Here is a 26,409-nt window from a genome sequence, read left to right on the forward strand (position 1 = left end):
TCTCCTTATAAAATATTGAGCTATCCATTAGCTCGCTGTGTTGCTTATGGTGGTGCCAAAAAGCAACTAAAGAAGTCCGAATACCGCGTCAAAGTGTGTGCTTTCCCTAGCGCTCAGCGTCCTTGCTAAGCTTGGCGTGCTTAATACGGCTCATCGTCCCTGATGACTTAAGCGGCCTTCCTGTATGCTGTCCTTATTGGCGTTGCGATGGTGCGTGTCGCTTGGCCAAAATAAATCACTTTGCTTCGGGCTTCTGTAGTTACTCTCTGTTGAGCTGAACATTCATTAACTGTGTTTGCCCTCCTTGTGCAATTGACCGTGCTCTAAGCGATAGCATTGGTCTGCAGACGCTATGGTTGTGGCTCGGTGGGCTATGATGATCCGGGTGAGATCGAGCCGTTTTATTTGGTCGTTTATCAGGGTTTCGTTGTTGGCGTCGAGGTGGCTGGTGGCTTCGTCGAGCAACAGTAACTTGGGCTGCTGGTACAGAGCTCTGGCCAGCATGAGCCGCTGAATTTGTCCGCCGGATAGCTGATTGCCCATGTCGCCCACTAGGCTGTTGTAACCCATGGGCATGGCTTCAATGTCTTGATGAATGTGCGCGGTTTGTGCGGCGGCGGTTATAGCAGACAGATTCGGTTGTGGGTCGAAGGCGGCGATATTGTCGATAATGCTGCCGCTTAATAAGGTGTCGTCTTGCATCACCGCACCCACTTGGCGACGGTACTGGCTAAGGCCAATGGCTTCGATGTCTTGGCCGTTCACTAGCACTTGGCCGCTGGTGGGACGAATCAGTCCTAAAAGAATTTTCATCAGAGTTGTTTTACCGCTGCCACTAGCACCGGCGATGGCAATACTTTGTCCTGGTTTAACGGTTAAATTGATGCCGTTGAGCAGTGGACGCTTGGCGTTTGGGTAGCTAAAGCAGACGTCTACTAGTTGCAAGCGCATTTGTGCTTGATTAACTTGAGCTATTTGCGCGTTAAGGTTTGATTCTGTTGGGCTTAAGGCAATATCGCCGATGCGATTTAAGTGAAGGCGCAGCATTTTAAACTGAATGGCTTGCTCAATGAGCATACTGATGCGCTCGATAAACTGAGCTTTGTAGGCCATAAACGCCAAAAGCATACCTACGCTTAACTCTGAGGCCATTACAGCCATTGCTGCAAGATAAATAACCACAACATTTTCCAACCCAAACAATAGCTTGTTGGCGGTATCAAGGCTTATTTTTAGCTTGCCTACGCGAATGTCGGCGTTAATGACATCGGCATATCGATTTTGCCAAGTGGCGTGCCGACGCTGCTCTTGGGCAAACAGCTTTAAGGTTTGCATGGCTTTTAGGGATTCAAGCAGGTGGCTTTGCTCTTTGGCGCTGGCGTGTATCTGCTGCTCATTAGCTTGGTGCAGCGCTGAGTAGCTTAACAGGCGAATGAGGCTATACAAGGCAATGGCAATGGCTACGACCAACGTAAGCTGTGCTGAATACATCAGCATGAATACCAGCACCGCAATGGACATTATGCCATCGACTAAGGTTTCGGAAAGACCTGTGGTTAGGCGTTCACGCACTTGATGCAAAGAGCCAAAACGGCTAACCACATCGCCAATGTGGCGCGTCATAAAGTAGTTCATTGGCAAACGCAACAAATGGCCGAGTAAGTTGCTGCCTAGGCTCAGATTAAACAAAGCGCTTACTCGCAAAACTAAATAGCCGCGCAACCAGTGGCTAATGGCTTTAAAGACGCTAATAAGCGCAAAGCCGATGGCAAGCACCATTAACAGCGCTTGGTCGTGACTGACTAAAACTTCATCCACCACCCATTGCATGTAATAGGGGCCGAGTAAACTGATGACTTGCAGCAATAAGCTTAGCGCAATGAGTTTAGCCAAAGCGCGTTTAAAGCCAATCAGCTGCTGCCACAGTTGCCGCCATTGCAGTTGCTGACGTTGCTGTTTGGCTTTGAAGTCCTTTTGGGGTGATAGCTCTAATGCTATGCCGGTAAAGTGTTTAGCTACTTGCTCAAGTGTCAGTTTGACTTTGCCACGGCCGGGATCGTGAATCACTAAGCTGTGGGCTTTGCATTGAGCGAGTACCACAAAGTGGTTGAGATCCCAATGCAAAATAGCGGGTAGCTGCAATTGGTGTAACTGCTCTAGCGGGCACTTAAGCGCTCTAGAATTAAGCTGCAGTTGCGCACCTAATTCGATGAGCTGCTTTAAGTTGGTGCCTGAAAGCGAGCTGCTACTGAGTTGGCGAATGGCCGCTAGGTCCATTTTATGACCGTGGTAGTTGGCTATCATGGCTAAGCAAGCCAGTCCGCACTCGGCGATTTCGTCTTGACGGATCACTGGCAGACGGTTGTTGCCACTGAAGTTAAGCTTTTGCAGCAGAGATTGCGGCTGCTGTGGCGATAAAGCTCCCGTTGCGGCACTCGCCGAGGCAGAGGAGGTTGACTCCCCAGCGTGCGCCTCAACAGGAGAAGCGTGCTGCCAACTGGGCAACACCCAGGTTTGGCTTTGATTGGCAGCCTTAGTCATTAGCTTACTCTCCCACGCAAGCTGCTAATTGGGCTGAGCAGCCATTGCAAAAGGCTTTGTTGCTCTAAAATAATGTCGGCTTGAAACAGCATGCCTGAGCGCAGTGGAAACTCGTTGCCAAAGGCGTTGATGCTTTGTTGCTCGAGTTTGGCTCGCACTCGGTAAACCGGCTCAGATAACGAATACGGCCCCATGCTTTCATTTTGCAATAGCAGCGACTGATCCAGCTCTACGATTTCGGTGTCGATGAAGCCGTATTTTTGATAGGGAAAAGCGTCGAGTCTAATCCGCGCTTGTTGGCCTTTATCAATGAAGCCGGCACTGCGGGTAGGTAATAGCAATTCAGCAATAAGTTCGCTGTCGCTGGGTAAAATGCTCAGTAGCGGTTGATTGCTGGTTCTAAATTGGCCGGTGTGGCTACGAATGGTGGTAACTCGGCCACTGGCACTGGCAGTAATAGTGCTTTGCAGCTGGGCATGATTGTGCAATAGGCGCTGCTCGAGCTCTGAGATTTGCTGTTGGTTGTTGGACAGCGTCATGGCTTGGCTAATGGGCAATTGGCGAATATCGCTGCTGAGCTGGCTGATTTGTTGTTCGAGGCTTAGCTGTTGGCTTTGGTTGTGGCTCAGCTCTTGGCGGATCTGATATAGCTGATCTTGCTGAGCGGTTATCTGGGTTTTAGCAATAAAGCCTTGTTGAGCAAGCGCTTGATGTTGCTGAAGTTGGCTTTTGTGCAATTGTGCGCGCTGCGCTAGCAGTTGGCCGGTGTGGCGATGGGTTTCTAGCGCTTGGGTGAGCTCTTGTTTCTGTTGTTGTGCACGCTGAAGCTGTTGGTTGTGCAGTTGGCGTAAATGGGTTCGCTCTTGTTGACGTTGCGCCAATTGTTGTTGCAGCGCTTGGGTTATTTGCTTGGCTAAGGCGGGATTGCTCGCGGCGGAGGTGTGTAATTGGAGCTTGGCGAGCACTTGGCCTTTTTCTACCAGCTGGCCTTCTGTAACCAGCAACTCGGTTAGGGTGCCGTTTTGGGGCGGATAGACTTTGATGAGGCCAGCGTTAGGACGCAAATAGCCAAACACGGTTTCTTTTCGGGCGTAATCTTGGCTGATAACAAATACCGCGATGGCTAGAAAGGTGACAAGGGTGATGGCAATGCTGGTGGTGAGTGCTAGCGGTTGTAGTAAGCAAACTTCGCCTTCTAAGCGTTGTTGCTGGTGAGTGACCGCTTGCTTTCTGAAAAGTCCATTCATGTTGTTACTACTCCCTGTAGTTTTTTTTGCATCCGTTTTTAGCCTTAGAAAGCCGCTGAAATTAGCTGCTGCTGTTCGGCATTCCTGTTCCCTACGTGGCACCCTGAGAAAGTTAGAAGTTGATTCTGATTTTGGCAAGTTCCCTTGTAAAATGTAGGGAATTATTTGGCTTGATTTAGGGCTCGTTTGTTGGCGTTTTACTACTACTTTTTGATAGGTTTATTGCTTAGCTGACGTCTTTATTTTGCGAGTTATTTTGGTAACTTTATGAATTTAAATGATTTAAGAATTTTGGTTATAAGGTATTCCTAAAACTTATATTTAAAGTGGTGATTAACGTCAAAAACGAAGAATTTTTGATTAACTTGGCGTTGAAATGCGTTAACTGTCGTGAGTTTTTCCGTGCAATATGACAAAATAGCCGCCAATTTTGGTAACCACAGAAACGGTGCTTTGTTATGGCGCAATTTGTTTATTCGATGCTAAGGGTTGGGAAGATAGTCCCGCCTAAGCGTCAAATCTTAAAAGATATTTCTCTTAGCTTTTTTCCTGGTGCGAAGATCGGCGTACTGGGTCTTAACGGTGCTGGTAAGTCGACGCTGCTTAAAATTATGGCAGGGCTTGATACCGAAATTGAAGGTGAAGCGCGCCCTATGCCGGGCATTAAAATCGGCTATTTACCGCAGGAGCCGCAGTTAGACGAATCGCAAACCGTGAGAGAAGCAGTAGAAGAGGCCTTAGGCGAGGTGACCCATGCGCTGAAACGCTTGGATGAAGTTTACGCCTTGTATGCTGAGGCGGATGCGGATTTTGATGCGCTTGCTAAGGAGCAAGGGCAGCTTGAGGCCATTATTCAAGCACACGATGGTCATAATATTGAGACTCAGTTGGAGCGAGCAGCCGATGCGTTGCGTCTGCCGGAGTGGGATGCTCAAATTGGCGTACTGTCTGGTGGTGAGCGTCGTAGGGTGGCTTTGTGTCGCTTGTTGCTTGAAAAGCCGGACATGCTGCTGCTCGATGAGCCAACGAACCACTTGGATGCTGAGTCTGTGAACTGGCTTGAACGCTTCTTGGATGATTATCCGGGAACTGTGGTGGCCATTACTCACGACCGCTATTTCTTAGATAACGTTGCTGGCTGGATTTTGGAGCTTGACCGCGGTGAAGGCATTCCTTGGGAAGGTAACTACTCGAGCTGGCTGGAGCAAAAGGACGCTCGTTTGGCGCAGGAAGCTTCTTCAGAGAAGGCGCGTCAGAAATCCATTGAGAAAGAGCTTGAGTGGGTTCGCTCGAATCCTAAGGGTCGACAGGCTAAGTCGAAAGCGCGTATGGCTCGTTTTGAAGAGCTGAACAATACTGACCGTCAAAAGCGTAATGAAACCAATGAGCTGTTCATTCCACCAGGACCGCGTCTTGGCGACAAAGTGGTGGAAGTAAATAACTTAACTAAATCCTTTGGCGATCGAGTGCTTATTGATGATTTGAGCTTTTCAATACCCAAAGGTGCGATTGTAGGAATTGTTGGCCCTAATGGTGCCGGTAAATCGACGCTGTTTAAACTGCTGAGCGGCTCGGAGCAGCCGGATAGCGGCTCTATTGAGCTTGGGGATACCGTGCAGCTGGCGTCGGTGGATCAGTTCCGCGATTCGATGGTGGATAGCAATACCGTATGGCAAGAAATCTCCGAAGGTCAGGATATTTTGCGTATTAATGCAACTGAGATCCCGTCGCGCGCTTATGTTGGCCGTTTTAACTTCCGCGGTTCGGATCAGCAAAAGATCATCGGCGAGCTGTCGGGCGGTGAGCGCAACCGCGTGCACTTGGCTAAATTGCTTAAAGCGGGCGGCAACATGTTATTGCTCGATGAGCCAACCAACGACTTGGATGTGGAAACCTTACGAGCTTTGGAAGAAGCGTTGTTAGAGTTTCCTGGATGTGCCATGGTGATTTCGCATGACCGTTGGTTCTTAGATCGCATTGCAACTCACATTTTGGACTATCGCGATGAAGGCCAAGTGAACTTCTTCGAAGGTAACTACAACGAATACACCGCTTGGTTGAAAGAAACTCAAGGTAAAGAAGCCATCGAGCCGCATCGCTTAAAGTACAAGCGCATGAGCAAGTAACAGCTTGGGGACGTACCCTTTTGGCAGTTTGCCGGAGGGGTACGTCCCTTTTCGCTAGTTATCCACAGGGGTACGTCCCCATTCGCTCTTTTCGAAAAAAGGGTACGTCCCCAAATGGGAGTTATCCACAAGGGTACGTCCCCTAGGTTTTTGCGTTATCGCTAGTGTTAGCTCACAGTTTTCGATAGAATGCGGCCAACCCCTAATCTTCCCAAAACAACTTTAATTGCGTCAGGAGAGACGAATGCTGAACAAAGCAATGAATATTGCCGATTTCGATCCCGAGTTGCACCAAGCGATTGTTAACGAGACCCGCCGTCAAGAAGAGCATATTGAGTTAATTGCTTCAGAGAACTATACCAGCCCTAGAGTGCTAGAGGCTCAAGGTTCTCAGCTGACAAACAAATACGCGGAAGGTTATCCAGGTAAACGTTATTACGGTGGTTGTGAGTACGTCGACATTGCTGAGCAATTAGCCATCAGTCGCGCCAATGAACTGTTTGGTTCAGAGTATGCCAACGTACAACCGCATTCTGGCTCACAGGCAAATGCGGCTGTGTTTATGGCACTGATTTCGCCAGGTGACACGGTTTTAGGTATGAGCCTTGACCATGGTGGGCATCTTACTCATGGTTCTCCGGTGAACTTCTCTGGAAAACACTACAACGCCATTCCATATGGTATCGATTCTGAGACCGGAGAATTGGATTACGATGAGATTCTAGCGCTGGCAAAAGAGCATCAACCAAAAATGATCATTGGTGGTTTTTCAGCTTATTCTGGCGTTGTTGATTGGGCAAAGATGCGTGAAATTGCTGATGCTACCGGCGCATACTTATTCGTTGATATGGCCCACGTTGCAGGCTTGATTGCAGCGGGTGTGTACCCAAATCCTGTTCCGCATGCTCACGTCGTGACTACAACTACGCATAAAACACTCGCGGGTCCTCGTGGTGGATTGATTTTGTCTGCGGAAGGCGATGAGACTTTATATAAAAAGCTAAATTCAGCAGTATTCCCAGGGGGCCAAGGCGGGCCACTCATGCACGTTATCGCAGCTAAAGCCGTTGCCTTTAAAGAAGCGCTAGAGCCAGAGTTTAAGACCTACCAAGCTCAGGTTGTTAAAAACGCTCAAGCGATGGCAGCTACCTTTATCGAACGAGGATTCAATGTGGTCTCCGGTGGCACTCACAACCATCTATTCCTGCTGGATCTTATTGATAAGGACATCACTGGTAAAGACGCGGATGCAGCTCTTGGTGCGGCTAACATAACGGTTAACAAGAACTCAGTTCCTAACGATCCGCGCTCGCCGTTTGTTACTTCGGGTTTGCGCATCGGCTCACCAGCAATTACACGCAGAGGCTTTAGCGAAGCGGAAGCTAAGCTGCTTACCAATTGGATTTGCGACATTCTAGAGAGTATGGGTGACCAAGCGGTCATCGAAAAAGTGAAAGGGCAAGTGGTCGAGCTTTGTGGCCGCTTCCCCGTTTACGCATAAAAGCTCCTCTGCGCAACTAAACGCTAAAAGGGACGTACCCCAGCGCCTTTGGGGACGTACCCCTATAGCCGAAGGTAGAAAAGGGTACGTCCCCAATAGCCAAACAGCTAAAAGGGTACGTCCCCAATAGACAAACAGCTAAGAGGGTACGTCCCCGAGTTTAGAGGTTTAGGTAGTTATGCATTGTCCTTTTTGTGCTGCTAACGATACGAAAGTCATCGATTCGCGATTGGTTGCTGATGGCCACCAAGTGCGTAGAAGGCGCAGTTGTAATGTTTGCAGCGAGCGCTTCACCACGTTTGAAACTGCGGAGCTTGTGATGCCGCGCATCATTAAACACGACGGTTCGCGCCAGCCATTCGATGAAGATAAACTTAGAAATGGCATTCAACGTGCTGTTGAAAAGCGCCCTGTCTCCATGGAGCAAATTGAAAAAAGCATTAGCCGCATCAAGTCGGAACTGCGTGCTACCGGCGAGCGAGAAGTGGACAGCTCCATGGTAGGCAACTTGGTTATGGATCAGCTCAAGGAGTTGGACAAAGTCGCTTACATTCGCTTCGCCAGTGTTTATCGAGCTTTTGAAGACGTCAGTCAGTTCGGCGAGGTCATCGCCAGCTTGGAAAAGATTTGATAGCGCCATTGTCTCGACGCGTTAATGAGATCGCTTAAATGACTCAAGATCTTGCTACACCCCATGTTTCTTCTGTAGATATCGAAATGATGCAGCGCGCTATTCGTTTGGCGCGCAAGGGCCGTTATTCCACTCGTCCCAACCCCAAAGTCGGCTGTGTCATTGTTGCTAATGGACACGTGGTAGGAGAGGGCTACCATATCAAAGCGGGCGGTCCTCATGCCGAAGTTCACGCGCTAGCGCAAGCGGCCGATAAGGCGCAAGGCGCCTGTGCTTACGTAACCTTAGAGCCTTGCAGTCACTTTGGTCGCACTCCGCCATGCGCGCAAGCGTTAATCGACGCCAAGGTGAGCAAAGTGGTGGTGGCGATGGTGGATCCCAACCCACAAGTCGCCGGCAAGGGCATCGCTATGCTTCAGCAAGCGGGCATTGAGGTCGTCACCGGAGTCTTGCAAACCCAAGCTCGGGCGCTCAATCCAGGCTTTTTCAAGCGCATGGAAACCGGGCTTCCTTATGTACGGGTTAAGCTCGCCGCTACCCTAGACGGTAAAACCGCGCTGGCCAATGGCGAATCTAAGTGGATAACCGGCCCGCAAGCGCGCACAGATGTGCAGGATTGGCGCGCTTTAAGCTGCGCCGTGATTACCGGGCGAGGCACGGTACAGCGTGACAACCCTTCGCTCACCGTTCGACCGCAGCAATGGGCTGCCTATGGCCGCGACCTGCAGCAGCTCAGCCAGTTACAAGCGCCATTGAGAGTAGTGCTCGACAGGCAAGCCAAGCTCACTCCGAGCATTCAGATGGCTCAGGATAAGCAGCCGTTGTTGCTGGTATCACAGCAAGATTATCGCTGCCAATGGCCCGACTGGGTCAAAACTGAACAATTAAGCCAATCGGATCCTGATGACCTTAAGCAGCTGCTAGAATTACTGGCTAAGCAAGGCATTAACGAAGTGCTTGTGGAAGCTGGCGCTACCCTTGCAGGGGCATTTGTTCAACAGCAGCTGGTGGATGAATTGATTTTATATCAAGCGCCTAAATTGATAGGCAATGACGGTCGAGACTTGCTAAAACATGATGCGCTTAGCAGAATGGAACAAGTGTCATTGTTAACATGCATCGAATCCCGTCAATTTGGCGTGGATACCCGCTTAATATTGAAACGAGACTAATGTTTACAGGAATCATTGAGGCCACAGGCACGATTTGTCAAATCCAGCGTCACCAACAAGGGCTGGCGCTACAAGTGAACAGCGGCAAACTACCTCTCGAAGGCACCCAGCTTGGCGACTCCATCGCCACCAATGGCGTTTGCCTAACCGTTACCCAATTGCACCCTCAAGGCTTTAGCGCGTATGTCTCCGCTGAAACCGTGAAACTCACCGGATTCAGTGATTACCAAATTGGCCAACGAGTAAATCTAGAGCGGGCGGTCACCCCAAACACCCGCTTAGGGGGGCACATGGTCTCGGGTCATGTGGACGGTAAAGCGACCTGCATTGAGCGCAACCAAGTTGGTGACGCCATCGAGTTTTGGATTCAACCACCGGCGGCATTAGCACGCTACATACCCTATAAAGGCTCGGTTACCGTAGACGGTGTTAGTCTCACGGTTAACGAATTAAAAGCCGGTAGCTTTAGACTGACCATTGTCCCTCATACGGCACTCGAAACCACCTTAGAGCACCTGCAAGTTAATGATGAACTGAATTTAGAAGTGGATTTAATTGCTCGCTACTTAGAGCAGCTGATGAGCGCACAGCAGCCGACTCAGCCCCAAGGATTATCACTTGACGCGTTGGCCAAAGCAGGCTTCACCCGTTAACTCAAATTACCCAAGATGTTAAGGATGCCCCATGGCACTGAATAATATTGAAGAACTGATCCAAGACATGGCCGCTGGCAAGATGGTCATCTTGATGGACGATGAAGATCGAGAGAATGAAGGCGATTTGATTCTAGCCGCCGATAAAGTGACTCCGGAAGCGATTAACTTTATGGCGAAATACGGACGCGGTCTAATTTGCTTAACGTTAACTCGTGAGCGCTGTGAACAATTGAGTTTGCCACTGATGGTGACCAACAATAATGCTCAATACTCAACCAACTTCACCGTATCGATTGAAGCTGCACAAGGCGTAACCACGGGTATTTCAGCGCAGGACAGAGCCCGCACCGTTGAAGCGGCAGTTGCCAAAAATGCAGTGGCGGCGGATTTGGTCCAGCCGGGACACATTTTCCCACTTATGGCGCAAGAAGGCGGGGTACTGGTTCGTGCAGGGCACACCGAAGCGGGTTGCGACTTAGCGCGTTTAGCGGGTCACCAACCGGCCAGTGTTATTGTTGAGATTCTAAAGGAAGACGGCACCATGGCGCGTCGTCCCGACTTGGAGATCTTTGCCAAAGAACACGACATTAAAATTGGCACCATTGCCGACTTAATTGAATATCGCAATCACAAAGAAACCACTGTGGTTAAAGAAGCTCAGTGCAAAATGCCAACACGCTATGGCGAGTTTGAGCTCATTACATACCGCGATACCATCGACAACCAATTGCACTACGTGATGCAAAAAGGCGAACTTGGCGATAATCCTCTGGTGCGAGTGCACTTGCAAAACACCTTCAATGATTTGCTCTATTCGGAGCGCGACCAGTCTCGCAGTTGGCCGTTAGACAAAGCGCTGGCACGCATTGGCGATGAAGGTGGATTATTGGTCATCTTAGGTAATGAAGAACGCTCCGAGCAGTTGCTTGAGAAGCTGAAAGCCTTTGAAGCTCAAGACCGCGGTGAGGCCCAAATCCCAGCGAAGTGGCAAGGCACTAGCCGTACCGTTGGTATTGGCTCACAAATCTTGGCGGATTTGGGTGTTTCTAATATGCGTTTACTCAGCTCCCCTAAGGTATATCACGCCTTGTCTGGCTTCGGTCTTGAAGTGACTGAATACGTCGAAGAGTAAGCTAAATAAATTTACGCAGGGCGCTTAGATTTTTGCTATCATAGCGCCGCATTGACTTGGAATGGCTTGTTGTGTTTCAACAAGTCCACCAACAAAGGACATACAATGAAAGTTATTGAAGGCAATATTGCCGCAAAAGACGCGAAAGTCGCGATTGTAATTTCCCGCTTTAACAGCTTTATCGTTGAAAGCTTGTTAGAAGGCGCTAAAGATACCTTGGTACGTTTTGGCGATATGAGCGAAGAAAACATCACCGTTGTCCGTGTTCCTGGCGCTTTCGAATTGCCACTAGCAGCACGCCGTGTGGCGGCATCGGGTAAGTACGACGCCATTATCGCATTGGGTGCGGTCATTCGTGGCGGTACGCCTCACTTCGATTTCGTTGCTGGAGAATGTAACAAAGGACTGGCGCAAGTCATGTTGGAGTTTGATACTCCTGTTTCATTCGGTGTACTGACCACCGATACCATAGAACAAGCCGTTGAGCGCGCTGGCACCAAAGCCGGTAATAAAGGTGGCGAAGCTGCCCTTGGCGCACTAGAAATGATCAACGTGCTACAGAATTTGGAAGAGCAACTGTAATTATGAAGCCATCTGAGCGCCGTAAGGCTCGTCGCCTTGCTGTTCAAGCCATTTATTCATGGCAGCTAAGCGGTAACGCCATCGCTGATGTTGAGTTAAATATTTTAACTGAGCAAGAAACCAAAGGCGTTGACGTCGACTATTTTCGCGAGCTATTTGTTGGGGTGGCGAATAACGCCAGCCAGCTAGACGATGCCATTAAGCCATGGTTGGATCGCAGCGTTGAAGAGGTAGACCCGGTAGCAAAAGCGGTGCTTAGACTGGGTGCATTCGAGTTAATTCATCGTAAAGATGTGCCTTATAAGGTGGTTATTAACGAATCCATCGAGCTTGCTAAAGCTTTTGGAGCCGAAGATGCTCATAAGTTCGTTAATGGCGCTTTAGATAAACTCGCTGCTTCTCGCTAACTGCTACTGACTTGAGGAAGGCGACCACAGGGTCGCCTTTGCTTTATTTGTGAAAGAATTCGACATCATCCATCGCTATTTCGAAAACGTAGGTCCGCGTCGTAAAGATGTGATTCTTGGTGTGGGCGACGATTGCGCCATTGTGCAATCTCGAATCGAACATCAAATTGTGGTGTCTTGCGATACCTTAGTTGAAGGCACCCATTTTGTTGCTGACATGCCAGGCGAAGCATTGGCCCATAAAGCCGTGGTTGCTAACCTTTCGGATTTGGCGTCTATGGGCGCTATACCCTCTTGGTTAACCCTTGCGATTGTAATGCCAGAAGGCGATGAGGCGTGGTTAGAGCCGTTTAGCAACGGCCTTAAAAGCGTCTGTGATTATTATCATGTGCAGCTAATTGGCGGTGATACCTGTAAAGGTGATCAAGTTACCTTGAGTATTACCATAGCAGGCTACGTGCCTACCGGGACCGCGTTAACTCGCAGCGGTGCCCGTCCTGGTGACAATATCTATGTGACCGGCAACTTGGGCGATTCGGCTTTAGGCTTACAGTGCATTTTAGGTGAGCACGAGTTTGATGCCGATGTTACCGCACAAGCCATTAAAGCCCACTACTACCCAAGCCCACGCGTTCATGCTGGGCAATTGTTACGAGGAATTGCGTCAGCCTGTTTGGACATTTCCGATGGTTTGGCCTCGGATTTAGGCCACTTGCTGAGCAGCTCTAAAGTGGGAGCGCTGCTTGATGTGGGTGCCTTGCCGTTATCGGATAACTTGGTAAAGGCGGTAGGTGAAGACAACGCCCGCGAAATGGCGCTTGCCGGCGGTGAGGATTACGAATTGTTGTTCACGGTGCCACGCTCAGAAAGTGCAGCACTGGATATGGCAATGTCGGAAGCCGGCGTTCGCTACACTTGTATTGGTCAGGTGATGTCGTCGCCTGAGCTTACCTACGAGCTCGATGGCAAACGTTGGCACTCTGAAGCAAAAGGGTATCAGCACTTTGAATAAGCCGAATCCTATCGACAAATTGTCATTGAAGAATCCCATCCATTTCTTGGCGTTAGGCTTTGGCAGCGGTCTTGCGCCAAAAGCGCCAGGTACCTTTGGCACGTTAGCAGCATTGCCTTTGTTTTATTTGATGATGGACTTGCCACTGATCGGGTATCTCGCCATCACAGCGCTGGTGTGCGGGGCAGGGGTATACATTTGCGATAGAGCCTCTAAGGACATGGGGGTGCATGATCACGGCGCCATTGTTTGGGATGAAATTGCCGGGCTGTTAATTACCTTTATTTTGCTGCCAAGCGGCTGGATTTGGTGGCTTATCGGGTTTGCGCTGTTTCGTCTATTCGACATAGTAAAACCGTGGCCAATCCGCTGGTTAGACGCCAAAGTTCATGGTGGTTTTGGCATTATGGTGGATGATATTATTGCCGGCTTTTTCGCGCTTGCTTGCGTACAAGCGCTGGCCTACAGCGGCTTAATCGGCTAGTTTTCTCGGTTACAACTCAATGCCTAAATTGCTGACCGGGGTGGCTACCAACTCGGCTCGCAAGGCTTTGGTTTGTTCTGCATCGGCTGGATTGGCCTGTTCTGCCCATTCTAATAGGCTGGCTTGCAGTTGCTTTTCGTCGTTCAACATTGGGTGCGACATAATGTGTTTCGTCAGTGCCTCACCGCTTAGCTCGTTGTCGTCGAAGGCTTCTAAATAGGTAATTACGGTAGAGTTTGAAATGCGGCTGACGTTTATCAATTCTTCGTCATTTTTGGTTTCCAGTGCATTTAGAATAACCACCAAGGTTACGCAAGCGTCCATGGCAGGGCGAGCGGCGTATAAGTCTTCGTTATCAATGTCTGGCGTAACCGCTTCTAAACGCTCAATGTGCACTTCGTAATTGACTTTTAATTTGCGGTCGTAGAGTTTTTGCCACAACAGGCCTAAGGTGATATCGAATTGTTTCTGTGCTTTTTCGCTGAGTTCGCCACCTTTTTCTCGCCAAAAGAAGTTGAAGTTAGGTTGCATGCGTTGACACAAGGCGATGGCAAACAATTGTTTTTGCGAGAAGCTCAGATCTTTAACGCGTTGAAAAAAGCCGGCGACATTGGCCATGGTTATCTCCTGGAACTCTCTAGCTGAGGTTGGCTTTGTAGCAATTCAATAGCCGCCGATTCTACCTTATTTATTTCGTCAAGTAACTGCAGTATTTCCGGCTCTAGAGTCGCAAGGGTAACGCCTTGCTTCAGTTGGGTTTCGATGTCGGCACATTGTCGTTGCATAGACACTACACCGGCATAGCAGGCGGCACCGTGAAGCCTATGAACGCTTTGCTGAGCCAAGCTGTTATCATTGTGTGTCATGGCTCGACGTATGTTGGTGTGAGCGTTGGGCAGGTCATCCAGCATCATTTGGATCATTTCTTTGGCCAGCTCGGCGTTATTATTGGCCTGACTTAGGGCTAATTTCCAATCGATGCAGGGCAGTTGCAGCTTGGATTCGGTTTCGCCTTTTGCCAACCAAGTGGACAAGCTGGCCACCAACTCATTTTCCATAATGGGCTTGGCTAAATAACCGTCCATACCGGATTGCATGTACTTGTGACGCTCCTCTGACAGGGTGTGAGCGGTCACGGCAATGATGGGTGTGCGCTGATTTAAACCGTTACTGCGAATAATTCGAGTAGCGCTTAAGCCGTCAATGCCTGGCATTTGTATGTCCATGAAGATAACGTCGAAGGCTTGCTCTCGGCATTCTCTAATGGCCTGAGTGCCAGAGTTAACCGACACTACTTCGGTAACATTTTCTTCTAATAAGGTTTTGATAAGCTTTAAATTTGAAGGGTTATCGTCCACCGCCAATACTTTCGCATGCCTTAGTTCAGCCATGGTTTGATACAAGGACGAAGGTTCGTCGTGGGGTGCCGATTTGGCTTCGTGCGACTCGCTCGGCTCGCCATTTGGGTATAGCAGACACTGCAGTAAGCGTTTGTGGACAATAGGCATGGCCAACAGGTTATCAGCATTGTTGCGCATTAACGGCTCGATGCTTTCTAAGTTTTGGTTACCATGGGTGATGATTAACCGCGGCGTTAGGGCTTGTAGCTGCTGTATGGCCAAGGGCTCTTGTTTTTTATCCATGGCGGTTTCACAGCAAGCGCTGATGATAAAGTCGTAGCTTTGTTGCTTGTTTATGTGTTCATAAAAACTGTCTAAATCTGGGCAAGAGGTAACGGCCAATTGATAGTGGTTTAAGGCCTTTTCCATGACCTTACGGGTTTGCGCAAGCGGCTGATATAAAAGCACGCTCTTATGTTGTAATAACTCCGTAGGCATTAAGTCGCGAATGGCGTAAGGGCTGGTGGTAAGCGGCAAAGTAAACCAGAAGGTTGAGCCCACATCTGGTTTCGAGCTGAATCCAATCTCACCCCCCATTTTTTTAACCAAACGGCGACAGATGACCAAGCCCAAGCCGGTGCCTCCGTATTTACGGCTAATGGAAGAGTCGGCTTGGTTAAAGGCTTGGAACAGCTTTTCTTGTTGAGCCGCCGAGATGCCAATGCCGGAATCATGTACCTGTGCTTTAATGCTCAGTCGGTCGCCTTTTTGCTCCAGCTGCTCAACTTGAATGCGCACTACGCCTTCGTCTGTGAATTTAATGGCGTTGGCCACCAAATTAGACAGTATTTGTCCTAAACGCATGGCGTCGCCAGACAAACTCTCTGGAATGTTTGGGTCGATGTCCACCACTAATTCTAAGCCTTTGTCCGCCGCTGCCGTGGATAACAAGGTAAGGGAGTCTTCAACGCACTCGTAAACAGAGAAGGGCAGGTGTTCGATGGCCATTTTGTCGGCTTCAAGTTTTGATAAGTCGAGAATGTCGTTAATGATGTTAAGCAAACTAGAGGCACTGTGCTCAATGGTACGTAAATAATCGCGCTGACTGCGATGCAACTGTGATTTTTGCAGTTGTCTTGAAAAGCCAATAATGCCATTAAGCGGGGTTCTAAGTTCATGGGACATGTTAGCCAGAAAATCGGTTTTTATTTGACTGGCGGTTTCAGCTTTGCGCTTGGCGATGTCCAGCTCAATGTTTTGGATTTCCACCTGCTCAATGGTTTGTCGCATGTCTGATGTGGCCTGTTCCACCGAGGCTTGTACTTCTCGATGATAGTCGCCAAGGGTTTGTGCCATGCCATTAATACCCAGTCGCAGTTCTTCAAGTTCACCGATGGTTTCGCCTTCAACACGGCTGGCTAACTGGCCTCTGCGAATGGCGTCCATCTGGGTTACCATCTCTTGTATCGGGCGGGTCATGCCTCGCACTAATTTGAACGAAAAGAACAAGTTCAGTTGGATCCCTATCAAAATGATAACGAAGGTGGTTATGGCAAGTTTATGTTGCTCCAACAGCACGTGTTCTTTGTTCATATCCATCGACACATAGCCAATGATGTCTTGAGTTCTGGCCGGGCCGCTGTGGTCATAGTCCGGTGAAAAAATCGGGCTGCGCACAATCATGGTGGTGCCGATGTGCTGAACCTCTGATTTATCTAAGGTGCGCACAGGCGCCGGCAGTCGCATTAATTCAAAATCGCGGTGGTATGAGGTAGTTACGTGAAGAATGTTCTTTTCGGTGAAGACGGCGATGGATTTAACCAACTCACTTTGACGTTGGTGAGCCATATTGATGATGCGCTTAATGTGCTCACGATTGGAATAGGTAAAACCGGCTTCACTGGCGAGCGCCAGCGGCTCAATAATGTTCATAGCTTGCACTTTCAGCGCGTGATCTAAGTTTTCTATGCGCTCGTTGCTGAAGTAGCCGCCTAACATTACTCCTAGCAAAATGGACGGTGCTAACGCAAGTAGTAGAACCCAAGTTCGTAGGCTATAGTTGCTTTTCATCATCATCAGGTGACAATTGCATGGGTTTCAGGCAAATTGCCGCATTAGTAAGAATTATTTACCCAGAATAACACGCTCTTGAAGCGTTGTAATCATCCGATAAAGGCTTGTCATGGCGCAATTTTTTAAAGCAAAACCAAAGTCTCGAAAAGGCTTGTCACGCAAACTAAAAGTTGTGATCGAGCGATTAGATCATAAAGGCGCGGGAATCGCCCAACACCAAGGCAAAGTGGTGTTTGTCGCCGGTGCGCTGGTGGGAGAGAAGGTTGAGATTAGCCTAACCGAGGTAAAGAGCAAATACGCAAAAGGGCAATTACTTAACGTGATTGAGGCCAGCTCGCATCGGATTAATCCTTTGTGCCCCCATTACCAAGAATGCGGCGGCTGCGACATGCAACACCTAAACAACGACCAGCAACAACAAGCCAAGCAAGCCAGTCTCGAAAGTTTAATGGACAAGTATTCGCAGATGGAAAAGGTGCCGTTAAGCCCGGTTATTGCTGGCAGCGATTGGGGCTATCGACGCCGAGCGCGTCTGTCATTAAAACCGTTTAGCGATGCTACCGGCTTTCATTTAGGGTTTAGAGCCAGTGCGTCTGAACGCATCATCGACATTAGTGAGTGCCCGGTGATGGACGCGTCGTTGGCGGCAATGCTTACCCCCTTGAGACAAACCTTTGAGCAATTTGATGACATCACTCGGGTTGGCCATGTGGAGCTGTTGCAAGCCGGTGAGCAGACCGTATTGATATTGCGACAATTGAAACCTTTTCTCAGTGGCGACAAAGCTTTATTGGCTGAGCTGGCCGATCGGTTTCAGGTGGGCGTGATTTTTAGAGACAATCAAGGTGGCCACCATGGGCTTGCGCAGGCTCAGTTCGGTTTGTCGTATCCATTACCCCGTTATGATTTGAATTTAGCTTTTGCACCCAACCACTTTATTCAAGTGAACGAAGCCGTTAATCAACGCATGGTTGAGCAAGCGCTGCAGTGGCTAGACATACAAGCCGGCGAACGAGTGTTGGATTTGTTTTGTGGCGTGGGTAATTTTACGTTAGCGCTGGCAAAACAAGCCCCGAATTGTGAGGTGATAGGGGTTGAAGGCGTTGTTGAGATGGTTGCGCAAGCGCGCGCCAACGCCGAGCTTAATGGGGTGGATAACTGCTTCTTTTATCATGAAGATCTGTCAGACTTTGCGAGCTCGCGGCCGTGGCTACAAAAAGTGGATAAGCTTTTGCTTGATCCGGCACGAGCTGGCGCAGGCGAGGTGCTGGAGCAGCTAAAGAAAATGGAGCCGAAGGCCATTGTTTACGTATCGTGTAACCCGGCAAGCTTGGCTCGAGACTGTCAAATTCTGGCCAAACAAGGGTATCGACTGAAAAAATTGGGCTTGGTGGATATGTTTCCACAAACACATCATTTAGAATCAATGGCTCTGCTGGAAAAAAAAGGATAGCGAAAGCACATGGTAGCAGTACGCGAGGCGCATTTTACCGGTCCTAATGTTGATTTAACGTCATGGGTACAACGGCATACATCGGATGAAGAGCAGAGCCAAGCCTTGCTTGAAACGATAAAAGGGGTGCTGGCCATTGCTGAGAAACAAAGCAGTGACGATGCACAGCTTAAACGTTGCTCGGCCCACAGTCGCGAGCTCATTGAAATATTATCGCCGCTTAACATGGATCTTGAAACCTTGCAGGCGTCGGTATTGTTTGTTGCTCATGAAGCTGACTGGATAGACATAGCAGGCATTGAAGAGCAGTTTGGCAAAAGTCTGGCAACGCTGGTGCAGAGCGTACAGGCGATGGATGCTATCCGCACGTTGAACTTATCACAATCTTCTTCTAACCCCGGACAAATCGATAATTTGCGGCGAATGCTGTTGGCCATGGTGGAAGACGTGCGTGCGGTGGTGATAAAGCTCGCCGAGCGAGTGGTGCTGCTGCGCGAAGCCAAACATCTCGAAGAGACGGAGCGGGTGTTGCTGGCTCGAGAGATTTCAGACGTATTTGCGCCGCTCGCGAATCGCTTAGGTATCGGTCAGTTAAAGTGGGAACTGGAAGATCTGGCCTTTCGGTACTTGCACCCAGAAACCTACAAAAGCATAGCCAAGCTGCTCGACGAAAAGCGCATTGCCCGAGAAGATTACATAGAAGCGTTTGTGGCGAGTGTCCAACAGCAACTGGATGCCGATAAGGTGAAAGGCAAGGTATACGGTCGCCCCAAGCACATTTATTCCATTTGGAAAAAAATGCAAAACAAACAGCTGCAGTTTGATGAGTTGTTTGATGTGCGAGCGGTGCGCATTGTTACCGAGCGCTTGCAAGACTGTTACGCCTCATTAGGAGTGGTGCATTCACTCTTTAAGCACATACCGCAAGAATTCGATGATTACGTGGCTAACCCTAAGCCGAACGGTTATCAATCGATTCATACCGTGGTGCTAGGTCCACAAGGAAAGACCGTAGAAATTCAAATTCGCACCGATGCCATGCATCAAGATGCTGAATTAGGGGTGGCGGCTCATTGGAAATACAAAGAGGGCAGTGGCGGCGGTAAGCCTTCTGGCTACGAAGAGAACATTAACTGGCTGCGCAAAATTTTGCAGTGGCAAGAAGACGTGGCCGAATCCGGTAACTTGGTGGAAGAAATCCGCTCACAAGTTTTTGAAGACCGAGTGTACGTGTTTACCCCGGGCGGTGAAGTGGTTGATTTGCCTTTGGGCTCAACCGTGTTGGATTTTGCTTATTACATTCACTCGCAAGTGGGGCACAAAGCCATTGGTGCCAAAGTTGATGGCCGCATTGTACCCTTTACTTATCAGGTTGCCACCGGTGAGCGCGTGGAAATCATTACCTCTAAGCAACCCAACCCCAAGCGCGATTGGCTGAATCCCAATCTCGGCTACATTAATTCGCAGCGCGGCCGCTCTAAGATATCCCATTGGTTCAAGCAACAAGATCGCGATAAGAACTTAGTTGCGGGTAAGGAAATCTTAGAAACAGAGCTTGGTAAAGTGGGCTTACACCTTAAGGACGCTGCTAGCGCTATTGAGCGGTTTAATGTTCACAGCTTAGACGATTTAATGGCGGCAGTTGGCGGTGGTGATGTTCGCATTAACCAGGTTATTAATCACGTTCAAAGTCGGTTACGACAAGAGCAGCCTGAACCCGAACAGGAACAGGTTGAGCGTTTACTTAAAAAATCGTCGCCGGCGAATAAGAAGCCGAACAAAGGCCTGATTGAGGTGGATGGCGTTGGTAATTTAATGACCCAAATCGCTAAGTGTTGCCATCCGGTTCCCGGAGACAGCATTCAGGGCTTTATTACCCAAGGGCGAGGCATCAGCGTGCATCGTCAAGACTGCTCGCAGTTAAAAGAGCTGTTGGAAAAATCACCAGAACGCATGGTGGATGTGGTTTGGGGGGAAAACTGCAGTGGCGGATTTAGAGTCCGAGTGCAGGTTGTTTCAAATGAACGAGCGGGGTTATTGCGAGACGTTACCTTGCTGCTGGCTAATGAGAAAATAGACGTGTTGAACATGAGCCATAAAGTAGATGGCAAACGCCAAGTGGCTAAAATTGAATTGGAGCTTGAGTTCACTAATATCGACGGCTTATCTCGCATTTTGCATAAGCTTGAGCAGGTTCCAGGGGTCATAGAGAGTATACGAAAATAATGACGATGCCGGACAAGCAACAAACGGCTATGGCGTTAGAAGACCTGTTGGAGCTGATGGCTCGCTTGAGAGGGCCTGACGGCTGCCCTTGGGATAAGGCGCAAAGTTTCGAGTCCATTGTACCTCACACCTTAGAAGAAGCTTACGAGGTGGCTGAGACCATTGAACAGCAGCAATGGCAGGCGCTTCCCGGAGAGCTTGGTGATTTGTTGTTTCAGGTGGTATTTTACTGTCAATTAGGGGCAGAGCAAGGGCAGTTTAATTTTGCTTCTGTGGCCACGCAGTTGGTGACTAAGCTGAAGCAGCGCCACCCTCATATATACGGTGATAGCCGATTAACGACACCGGATTCTCGTAACGCTGAGCAAGCATTAAGCCAGTGGGAAGCGTTAAAGACACAAGAGCGTGAGAAGCGCCAGCAATATTCGTTAATGGACGATATTCCTCTGGCGTTACCTGCGTTGACTCGGGCGAACAAGATCCAAAAGCGAGCGGCCAGCGTTGGCTTTGATTGGCAAATATTAGCGCCGGTGGTCGCCAAAGTTCACGAAGAAATTGAAGAAGTCATGGCCGAGGTTGAGCAGACAGAGGTAGATTCCCAGAGAGTATTGGATGAAATGGGTGATTTGTTGTTTGCAACGGTTAACCTCGCTCGTCATCTTAAGGTGAACCCAGAACAGGCGTTGCGACATGCTAATCGCAAGTTTAGTGAGCGTTTTCGCTCAGTAGAAACTCAGGTAGCTCAATCGCAGCGCGGTTTTGATGAGCACAGCTTAGATGAGTTAGAAGCCTATTGGGTGCGAGCAAAACAAGAATAATTTGCGCTATTAAGCAACTGACGTACGATGACTTTTAGCGCATTTTAGTAAATTGCTAATTGTGGCGATTAACGGCTTTTGTTATACTAATTCCCCGTCCGAGAGGCGGGTTTTTTATTTGTGGCGCCTCTCATCTCAATGTCTCTTAGATTCTCAGGTTCAAAATGACTACACGATATATATTCGTTACTGGTGGCGTTGTTTCATCATTAGGAAAAGGGATTGCGGCGGCATCCTTAGCGGCTATCCTCGAAGCTCGCGGCTTAAAAGTCACCATCATGAAATTGGACCCATACATTAACGTGGATCCGGGCACCATGAGCCCAACTCAGCACGGTGAAGTTTTTGTAACCGAAGACGGTGCAGAGACTGACTTAGACTTGGGGCATTACGAGCGCTTTATTCGCACCAAAATGAGCCGTCGTAACAACTTTACCACCGGAGCAATTTACGCCGATGTTTTGCGTAAAGAGCGTCGTGGCGACTACCTTGGCGCTACCATTCAAGTCATTCCTCACATTACTAACGCGATTAAAGAGCGTGTTATTGCCGGTGGCGAAGGCAACGACGTGGCCATTGTTGAGATTGGCGGTACCGTTGGTGACATCGAATCTTTGCCATTTTTAGAGGCGATTCGCCAATTGGGCGTAGAGCTGGGTCGCGAGCGTGCCATGTACATGCATTTGACCTTAGTGCCGTATTTGGGTGCAGCCGGTGAAGTTAAAACTAAGCCAACTCAACACTCGGTAAAAGAGTTGCGCTCAATCGGTATTCAGCCAGACATTCTGATTTGTCGCAGTGACCGCGTTGTGCCCTCTAACGAGCGGGCCAAGATTGCTTTGTTCTGCAACGTTGAAGAGCGTGCGGTTATCTCAATGAAAGATGTGGATAGCATCTACAAAATTCCTGCCTTATTAAAGTCGCAAAACCTCGACAGCTTGGTGGTTCGTCGCTTCCATTTAGATTGCCCAGAAGCCGATCTCAAAGAGTGGGAAACGGTTATTTATGAAGAAGCCAATCCAACCAAAGAAGTTGTGATTGGCATGGTGGGTAAATACATTGAATTGCCGGACGCTTATAAGTCGGTTAACGAAGCTTTGAAGCATGCGGGACTTAAGAATCGCGTTTCGGTAGAAATTCGCTATGTAGACTCTCAAGATGTTGAAGCAAAAGGCGATGAAGTGTTGGCCGGACTCGATGGCATTTTGGTACCTGGCGGGTTTGGTGAGCGCGGTGTTGAAGGCAAAATTATGGCTGCTCGTTATGCTCGTGAAAACAAGGTGCCTTATCTTGGTATTTGTCTGGGCATGCAGGTAGCCTTGATTGAGTTTGCCCGCAATGTGGCTAACATGGAAGGTGCTCACTCCAGCGAGTTTAATGCGGATACGCCTTACCCTGTGGTTGGCTTAATTACCGAGTGGTTAGATGCTGACGGTGATGTTGAAAAGCGCGATGAGGCATCGGATTTAGGCGGCACCATGCGAGTTGGTGCTCAATTATGTCACTTAGTGAAAGGCACTAAGGCCCATGACATTTATGGCGATACTTGTGTTGAACGTCATCGTCATCGTTATGAAGTGAATAACACATACCGTGATCAGTTAGAAAAAGCGGGTTTGGTATTCTCAGGGTTATCGACGGACAAGAAATTGGTTGAGATGATCGAAATACCAGGTCATCCGTGGTTTATTGCTGGCCAATTCCACCCTGAATTTACCTCGACGCCGCGAGATGGACATCCTCTGTTTGAAGGATTTGTTGCTGCAGCAAATCATTTCAGTTCAGGAGATGATGAGTAAATATCAATCAACAAGAGTGCCGTCGCAAGTTAGAATTTGTGGCGGCATTTTTCAATAACAACCAATCGAACAGTAATTATTAAAAGGTTTAAGAACAAGATGGCAAACATCGTTAAAGTGTTAGGACGTGAAGTCATGGACTCCCGCGGCAACCCAACCGTTGAAGCAGAAGTTCATCTTGAAGGCGGTTTTATTGGTATGGCGTGTGCGCCAAGTGGTGCCTCAACCGGTACTCGTGAAGCGCTTGAGTTACGTGATGGCGATAAAGCTCGCTACTTAGGTAAAGGTGTGTTAACTGCGGTTGCCAACGTGAACGATTTAATTGCACCGGAGCTGCTGGGTCAAAACGCTACTGAGCAAGCGGCGTTGGACCAAATCATGATTGATCTTGATGGCACCGAAAATAAAGAAAAGCTCGGTGCTAATGCGATTTTAGCTGTGTCACTGGCCGCGGCCAAAGCGGCTGCAGCGGCAAAAGGCATGCCTTTGTATGCTCACATTGCCGAACTGAACGGAACCGCTGGCCAATACTCCATGCCACTACCTATGATGAACATTTTGAACGGTGGCGAGCACGCGGATAACAACGTAGATATTCAAGAGTTTATGGTGCAGCCAGTGGGCGCTGCAAACTTCCGTGAAGCACTGCGTATGGGTGCTGAGATTTTCCACTCATTGAAAAAGGTATTGAGTGCCCGTGGCCTTAGCACTTCGGTCGGTGATGAAGGCGGTTTTGCGCCAAACTTAGCATCAAACGCTGAAGCGCTCGCCGTCATTAAAGAAGCGACGGCGAACGCGGGTTATGAGTTAGGTAAAGACGTAACCTTAGCACTGGATTGTGCCGCCTCTGAGTTTTACAAGGACGGCCAGTATGTGCTGAGTGGCGAAGACAAATCGTTTGATGCTAATGGTTTCTCTGATTACCTTGCGGCATTGACTGAGCAATACCCGATTGTGTCCATTGAAGACGGTTTGGACGAATCTGATTGGGACGGCTGGGCCTATCAAACTCAGATTCTTGGCGATAAAATTCAGCTGGTAGGCGATGATCTGTTCGTAACCAATACTAAGATTTTGTCACGCGGTATTGAGAATAACATCGCTAACTCTATCTTGATTAAGTTCAACCAGATTGGCTCGCTTACAGAAACGTTGAATGCCATCAAAATGGCTAAAGACGCTGGTTTTACTGCGGTTATCTCACATCGCTCAGGTGAAACAGAAGACGCCACCATTGCTGACTTGGCGGTAGGCACCGCGGCTGGGCAGATCAAGACCGGCTCACTATGTCGCTCCGACCGTGTAGCTAAATACAACCAGCTGCTTCGCATCGAAGAGCAGTTAGGCGGCGAAGCGCCGTTTCGCGGCTTAGCGGAAGTGAAAGGCCAGTAGGCTTAAGCGCAGCGCTACCCGCTCAATCGAAGCCCGCCTAGCGCGGGCTTTTTGCTGCTCAGCCTCCAGCTTTTCGCTGCTGGGGACGTACCCCTCCGCTTTTTGGGGACGTACCCCCCCTAAAAAATGTACCCATTTTGTCGCAATTTCTGCAGGGGTACGTCCCCAAGGTAGGGGTACGTCCCCTGTGGATAAGCTTGGGAGCTTGGGTTTGGGCTTTATTTTTTGTTGGAATTGAGTGATCATAGCGAAGTGATAATAATAACGAGAATGGCATGAAGCGCTTATTGGTGATTTTGTTGGTACTTTTGGGGTTACTCCAATACCGATTGTGGTTTGGTAACAACTCTTTGCCCCAATATTTCCAGTTACAAAGCCAAATTCAGGCTCAACAGCTAAGCAATGATAAGCTGGTGGAGCGCAATCAAGTTCTCTACAGTGAGATTGAAGATTTGAAAGAGGGCTCTGAAGCGCTTGAAGAGCGAGCTCGCAATGAGTTAGGCATGATTAAGAAAAACGAATCTTTTTATCGAGTGATAAATCGACCGTTGCGGCAACAATAATCCACTGATCTCCTAAAGCAGAGTTTCGTTTATGACCCAACAATCCTCATTCAATCCACAACAGTTTATTGCCATTGTTCCTGCGGCTGGTGTTGGCGCCAGAATGCAGGCGGCCTGTCCCAAGCAATACCTAAGCATCGACAATAAAAGCATTCTAGACCACACCTTGTCGGTATTACAAAGTCACCCTCGCATTAAGCGAATCGTATGTGCCATCAGTCCCGACGATGGTTATTTTGGCGACAGTGTGTTTGCGCATCATCAGCAGGTTACTCGCGTAGACGGCGGTGTTGAGCGGGCTGACTCGGTGTTTAATTGCCTTCATTATCTGACTAACCATCTTCCAAAGGCTGAGCTTGAATGCACTTGGGTTATGGTGCACGACGCCGCTCGTCCCTGTTTAAGTGGTGCGGATATCGATGCGCTCATTGATTTTGTGCAGCACCAGGGGCATGGCGCCATTTTAGCTACGCCGGTGCGAGATACCATGAAGCGAGCAAGCACTGAAAACGGCCAAAACTGGGTGTCCCACACGGAAGAACGACAACATTTATGGCATGCTCTAACGCCTCAGTGTTTCCCATTAATGACGCTTTATCGAGCCTTGCAACAAGCGTTTGAACGCGATGCTACGATTACCGATGAAGCTTCTGCGATAGAAGGTTTTGGCGGATACGTTGGTTTGGTTGAAGGACAAATGAGCAATTTAAAAATTACCCATCCGCAAGATTTAGCGCTGGCGGAATTAATAATTAAGGCACGATAATGAATCGAATCGGTCACGGTTACGACGTACATAAGTTTGGTGGTGAAGGCCCCATTATTATCGGTGGCGTTGCAATTGAGCATGAACACGGGTTACTCGCCCATAGCGATGGTGATGTGTTGTTGCACGCGCTAACGGACGCTTTGCTAGGCAGTATTGCGCAAGGCGACATTGGGCTGCACTTTCCTGACACCGATACCCAATGGAAAGGAGCTGATAGTAGAGCTCTGCTTCGCCATGCGGTAAAACTTGTCAAGGATAACGGTTATAAGATTAATAACTTAGATAGCACCATCATTGCACAAGCGCCTAAAATGCGACCGCATATCGACGCCATGCGAGCGGTGATTGCGGCGGATTGTAACATCGACGTATCGCAAGTTAACGTTAAGGCGACCACCACCGAAAAGCTTGGTTTTACCGGCCGTAAAGAAGGCATTGCCTGCGAAGCCGTAGTCTTGGTAAGTCAAACCAGAGAGTGCTGCTGA

Annotated in this window: 22 protein-coding genes; 18 read left to right on the top strand and 4 right to left on the bottom strand. The window is 48.9% G+C overall.

The window, feature by feature from the left end:
* Positions 1-285: 285 nt before the first annotated feature.
* Positions 286-2,541 (bottom strand): peptidase domain-containing ABC transporter, encoded by a 2,256-nt coding sequence (locus tag CLC91_RS03580; RefSeq protein WP_095500007.1) that lies wholly within the window; start codon positions 2,539-2,541, stop codon positions 286-288.
* Positions 2,541-3,788 (bottom strand): HlyD family efflux transporter periplasmic adaptor subunit, encoded by a 1,248-nt coding sequence (locus CLC91_RS03585; protein WP_095500008.1) that lies wholly within the window; start codon positions 3,786-3,788, stop codon positions 2,541-2,543. Before CLC91_RS03585 ends, CLC91_RS03580 begins: the two co-directional genes overlap by 1 nt.
* 458 nt (positions 3,789-4,246) lie before the next feature.
* Between CLC91_RS03585 and ettA the strand changes: the two genes are divergently transcribed.
* The 10 genes from ettA (at position 4,247) to CLC91_RS03635 (ending at position 13,491) form a co-directional block, all read left to right on the top strand.
* Positions 4,247-5,914: an energy-dependent translational throttle protein EttA gene (gene ettA / locus CLC91_RS03590; RefSeq protein ID WP_095500009.1), complete on the top strand. Its 1,668-nt coding sequence runs from the start codon at positions 4,247-4,249 to the stop codon at positions 5,912-5,914.
* A gap of 244 nt (positions 5,915-6,158) precedes the next feature.
* A complete protein-coding gene (gene glyA / locus CLC91_RS03595; protein ID WP_095500010.1) occupies positions 6,159-7,415 on the top strand; it encodes a serine hydroxymethyltransferase in 1,257 nt (418 codons plus the stop codon).
* 178 nt (positions 7,416-7,593) lie between these two features.
* A complete protein-coding gene (gene nrdR / locus CLC91_RS03600) occupies positions 7,594-8,046 on the top strand; it encodes a transcriptional regulator NrdR (protein WP_095499614.1) in 453 nt (150 codons plus the stop codon).
* Positions 8,047-8,084: 38 nt separating this feature from the next.
* A complete protein-coding gene (ribD, locus tag CLC91_RS03605) occupies positions 8,085-9,218 on the top strand; it encodes a bifunctional diaminohydroxyphosphoribosylaminopyrimidine deaminase/5-amino-6-(5-phosphoribosylamino)uracil reductase RibD (RefSeq protein WP_095500011.1) in 1,134 nt (377 codons plus the stop codon).
* Positions 9,218-9,871 (top strand): riboflavin synthase, encoded by a 654-nt coding sequence (locus CLC91_RS03610; RefSeq protein WP_095499616.1) that lies wholly within the window; start codon positions 9,218-9,220, stop codon positions 9,869-9,871. The genes ribD and CLC91_RS03610 overlap by 1 nt, the downstream gene beginning before the upstream one ends.
* 31 nt (positions 9,872-9,902) lie before the next feature.
* Positions 9,903-11,006: a bifunctional 3,4-dihydroxy-2-butanone-4-phosphate synthase/GTP cyclohydrolase II gene (ribBA, locus tag CLC91_RS03615; protein WP_095499617.1), complete on the top strand. Its 1,104-nt coding sequence runs from the start codon at positions 9,903-9,905 to the stop codon at positions 11,004-11,006.
* Between the two features lie 105 nt (positions 11,007-11,111).
* Positions 11,112-11,588: a 6,7-dimethyl-8-ribityllumazine synthase gene (gene ribH, locus CLC91_RS03620; protein WP_095499618.1), complete on the top strand. Its 477-nt coding sequence runs from the start codon at positions 11,112-11,114 to the stop codon at positions 11,586-11,588.
* A gap of 2 nt (positions 11,589-11,590) precedes the next feature.
* Positions 11,591-11,995 (top strand): transcription antitermination factor NusB, encoded by a 405-nt coding sequence (nusB, locus tag CLC91_RS03625; RefSeq protein ID WP_095499619.1) that lies wholly within the window; start codon positions 11,591-11,593, stop codon positions 11,993-11,995.
* Between the two features lie 49 nt (positions 11,996-12,044).
* The gene (thiL, locus tag CLC91_RS03630) at positions 12,045-13,007 is read left to right on the top strand and encodes a thiamine-phosphate kinase (RefSeq protein ID WP_095499620.1); all 963 of its coding nucleotides are present in this window, start codon (positions 12,045-12,047) and stop codon (positions 13,005-13,007) included.
* Positions 12,991-13,491: a phosphatidylglycerophosphatase A family protein gene (locus CLC91_RS03635; protein ID WP_095500033.1), complete on the top strand. Its 501-nt coding sequence runs from the start codon at positions 12,991-12,993 to the stop codon at positions 13,489-13,491. Before thiL ends, CLC91_RS03635 begins: the two co-directional genes overlap by 17 nt.
* Before the next feature lie 9 nt (positions 13,492-13,500).
* Here CLC91_RS03635 and CLC91_RS03640 read toward each other — a convergent pair whose 3' ends face one another.
* Positions 13,501-14,109: a DUF416 family protein gene (locus CLC91_RS03640; RefSeq protein WP_095499621.1), complete on the bottom strand. Its 609-nt coding sequence runs from the start codon at positions 14,107-14,109 to the stop codon at positions 13,501-13,503.
* A 2-nt stretch (positions 14,110-14,111) separates the two neighbouring features.
* On the bottom strand, positions 14,112-16,907 hold the full coding sequence (barA, locus tag CLC91_RS03645) for a two-component sensor histidine kinase BarA (RefSeq protein ID WP_095499622.1): 2,796 nt from the start codon (positions 16,905-16,907) through the stop codon (positions 14,112-14,114).
* A 106-nt stretch (positions 16,908-17,013) separates the two neighbouring features.
* Here barA and rlmD point away from each other — a divergent pair, with 106 nt between their 5' ends.
* From rlmD to ispF, 8 genes are all read left to right on the top strand, one after another.
* The gene (gene rlmD / locus CLC91_RS03650; RefSeq protein WP_095500012.1) at positions 17,014-18,357 is read left to right on the top strand and encodes a 23S rRNA (uracil(1939)-C(5))-methyltransferase RlmD; all 1,344 of its coding nucleotides are present in this window, start codon (positions 17,014-17,016) and stop codon (positions 18,355-18,357) included.
* Between the two features lie 9 nt (positions 18,358-18,366).
* Positions 18,367-20,583, top strand: coding sequence for a GTP diphosphokinase (gene relA, locus CLC91_RS03655; RefSeq protein WP_095500013.1), 2,217 nt, complete (start codon positions 18,367-18,369; stop codon positions 20,581-20,583).
* Complete coding sequence (gene mazG, locus CLC91_RS03660) at positions 20,583-21,401, top strand: nucleoside triphosphate pyrophosphohydrolase (RefSeq protein WP_233132564.1); 819 nt, start codon at positions 20,583-20,585, stop codon at positions 21,399-21,401. The genes relA and mazG overlap by 1 nt, the downstream gene beginning before the upstream one ends.
* Positions 21,402-21,565: 164 nt before the next feature.
* Positions 21,566-23,200, top strand: a complete 1,635-nt coding sequence (locus CLC91_RS03665) for a CTP synthase (protein WP_095499625.1) — start codon at positions 21,566-21,568, stop codon at positions 23,198-23,200.
* A 99-nt stretch (positions 23,201-23,299) separates the two neighbouring features.
* A complete protein-coding gene (eno, locus tag CLC91_RS03670; protein ID WP_095499626.1) occupies positions 23,300-24,592 on the top strand; it encodes a phosphopyruvate hydratase in 1,293 nt (430 codons plus the stop codon).
* A 275-nt stretch (positions 24,593-24,867) separates the two neighbouring features.
* Entirely contained in the window at positions 24,868-25,155 is a 288-nt protein-coding gene (gene ftsB, locus CLC91_RS03680; protein ID WP_095499628.1) for a cell division protein FtsB, read from the top strand.
* 31 nt (positions 25,156-25,186) lie between these two features.
* A complete protein-coding gene (ispD, locus tag CLC91_RS03685; protein WP_095499629.1) occupies positions 25,187-25,921 on the top strand; it encodes a 2-C-methyl-D-erythritol 4-phosphate cytidylyltransferase in 735 nt (244 codons plus the stop codon).
* Positions 25,921-26,409: a 2-C-methyl-D-erythritol 2,4-cyclodiphosphate synthase gene (gene ispF, locus CLC91_RS03690; RefSeq protein WP_095500014.1), complete on the top strand. Its 489-nt coding sequence runs from the start codon at positions 25,921-25,923 to the stop codon at positions 26,407-26,409. The genes ispD and ispF overlap by 1 nt, the downstream gene beginning before the upstream one ends.

The organism is Paraferrimonas haliotis (assembly GCF_002282895.1).
GTDB lineage: Bacteria > Pseudomonadota > Gammaproteobacteria > Enterobacterales > Shewanellaceae > Paraferrimonas > Paraferrimonas haliotis.

What these genes read in the sequence shown, in the direction of transcription:
- CLC91_RS03580 (WP_095500007.1), bottom strand. Translation starts at nt 2,541, where the DNA reads ATGACTAAGGCTGCCAATCAAAGCCAAACCTGGGTGTTGCCCAGTTGG.
- CLC91_RS03585 (WP_095500008.1), bottom strand. Translation starts at nt 3,788, where the DNA reads ATGAATGGACTTTTCAGAAAGCAAGCGGTCACTCACCAGCAACAACGC.
- ettA (WP_095500009.1), top strand. Translation starts at nt 4,247, where the DNA reads ATGGCGCAATTTGTTTATTCGATGCTAAGGGTTGGGAAGATAGTCCCG.
- glyA (WP_095500010.1), top strand. Translation starts at nt 6,159, where the DNA reads ATGCTGAACAAAGCAATGAATATTGCCGATTTCGATCCCGAGTTGCAC.
- nrdR (WP_095499614.1), top strand. Translation starts at nt 7,594, where the DNA reads ATGCATTGTCCTTTTTGTGCTGCTAACGATACGAAAGTCATCGATTCG.
- ribD (WP_095500011.1), top strand. Translation starts at nt 8,085, where the DNA reads ATGACTCAAGATCTTGCTACACCCCATGTTTCTTCTGTAGATATCGAA.
- CLC91_RS03610 (WP_095499616.1), top strand. Translation starts at nt 9,218, where the DNA reads ATGTTTACAGGAATCATTGAGGCCACAGGCACGATTTGTCAAATCCAG.
- ribBA (WP_095499617.1), top strand. Translation starts at nt 9,903, where the DNA reads ATGGCACTGAATAATATTGAAGAACTGATCCAAGACATGGCCGCTGGC.
- ribH (WP_095499618.1), top strand. Translation starts at nt 11,112, where the DNA reads ATGAAAGTTATTGAAGGCAATATTGCCGCAAAAGACGCGAAAGTCGCG.
- nusB (WP_095499619.1), top strand. Translation starts at nt 11,591, where the DNA reads ATGAAGCCATCTGAGCGCCGTAAGGCTCGTCGCCTTGCTGTTCAAGCC.
- CLC91_RS03640 (WP_095499621.1), bottom strand. Translation starts at nt 14,109, where the DNA reads ATGGCCAATGTCGCCGGCTTTTTTCAACGCGTTAAAGATCTGAGCTTC.
- barA (WP_095499622.1), bottom strand. Translation starts at nt 16,907, where the DNA reads ATGATGATGAAAAGCAACTATAGCCTACGAACTTGGGTTCTACTACTT.
- rlmD (WP_095500012.1), top strand. Translation starts at nt 17,014, where the DNA reads ATGGCGCAATTTTTTAAAGCAAAACCAAAGTCTCGAAAAGGCTTGTCA.
- relA (WP_095500013.1), top strand. Translation starts at nt 18,367, where the DNA reads ATGGTAGCAGTACGCGAGGCGCATTTTACCGGTCCTAATGTTGATTTA.
- mazG (WP_233132564.1), top strand. Translation starts at nt 20,583, where the DNA reads ATGACGATGCCGGACAAGCAACAAACGGCTATGGCGTTAGAAGACCTG.
- CLC91_RS03665 (WP_095499625.1), top strand. Translation starts at nt 21,566, where the DNA reads ATGACTACACGATATATATTCGTTACTGGTGGCGTTGTTTCATCATTA.
- eno (WP_095499626.1), top strand. Translation starts at nt 23,300, where the DNA reads ATGGCAAACATCGTTAAAGTGTTAGGACGTGAAGTCATGGACTCCCGC.
- ftsB (WP_095499628.1), top strand. Translation starts at nt 24,868, where the DNA reads ATGAAGCGCTTATTGGTGATTTTGTTGGTACTTTTGGGGTTACTCCAA.
- ispD (WP_095499629.1), top strand. Translation starts at nt 25,187, where the DNA reads ATGACCCAACAATCCTCATTCAATCCACAACAGTTTATTGCCATTGTT.
- ispF (WP_095500014.1), top strand. Translation starts at nt 25,921, where the DNA reads ATGAATCGAATCGGTCACGGTTACGACGTACATAAGTTTGGTGGTGAA.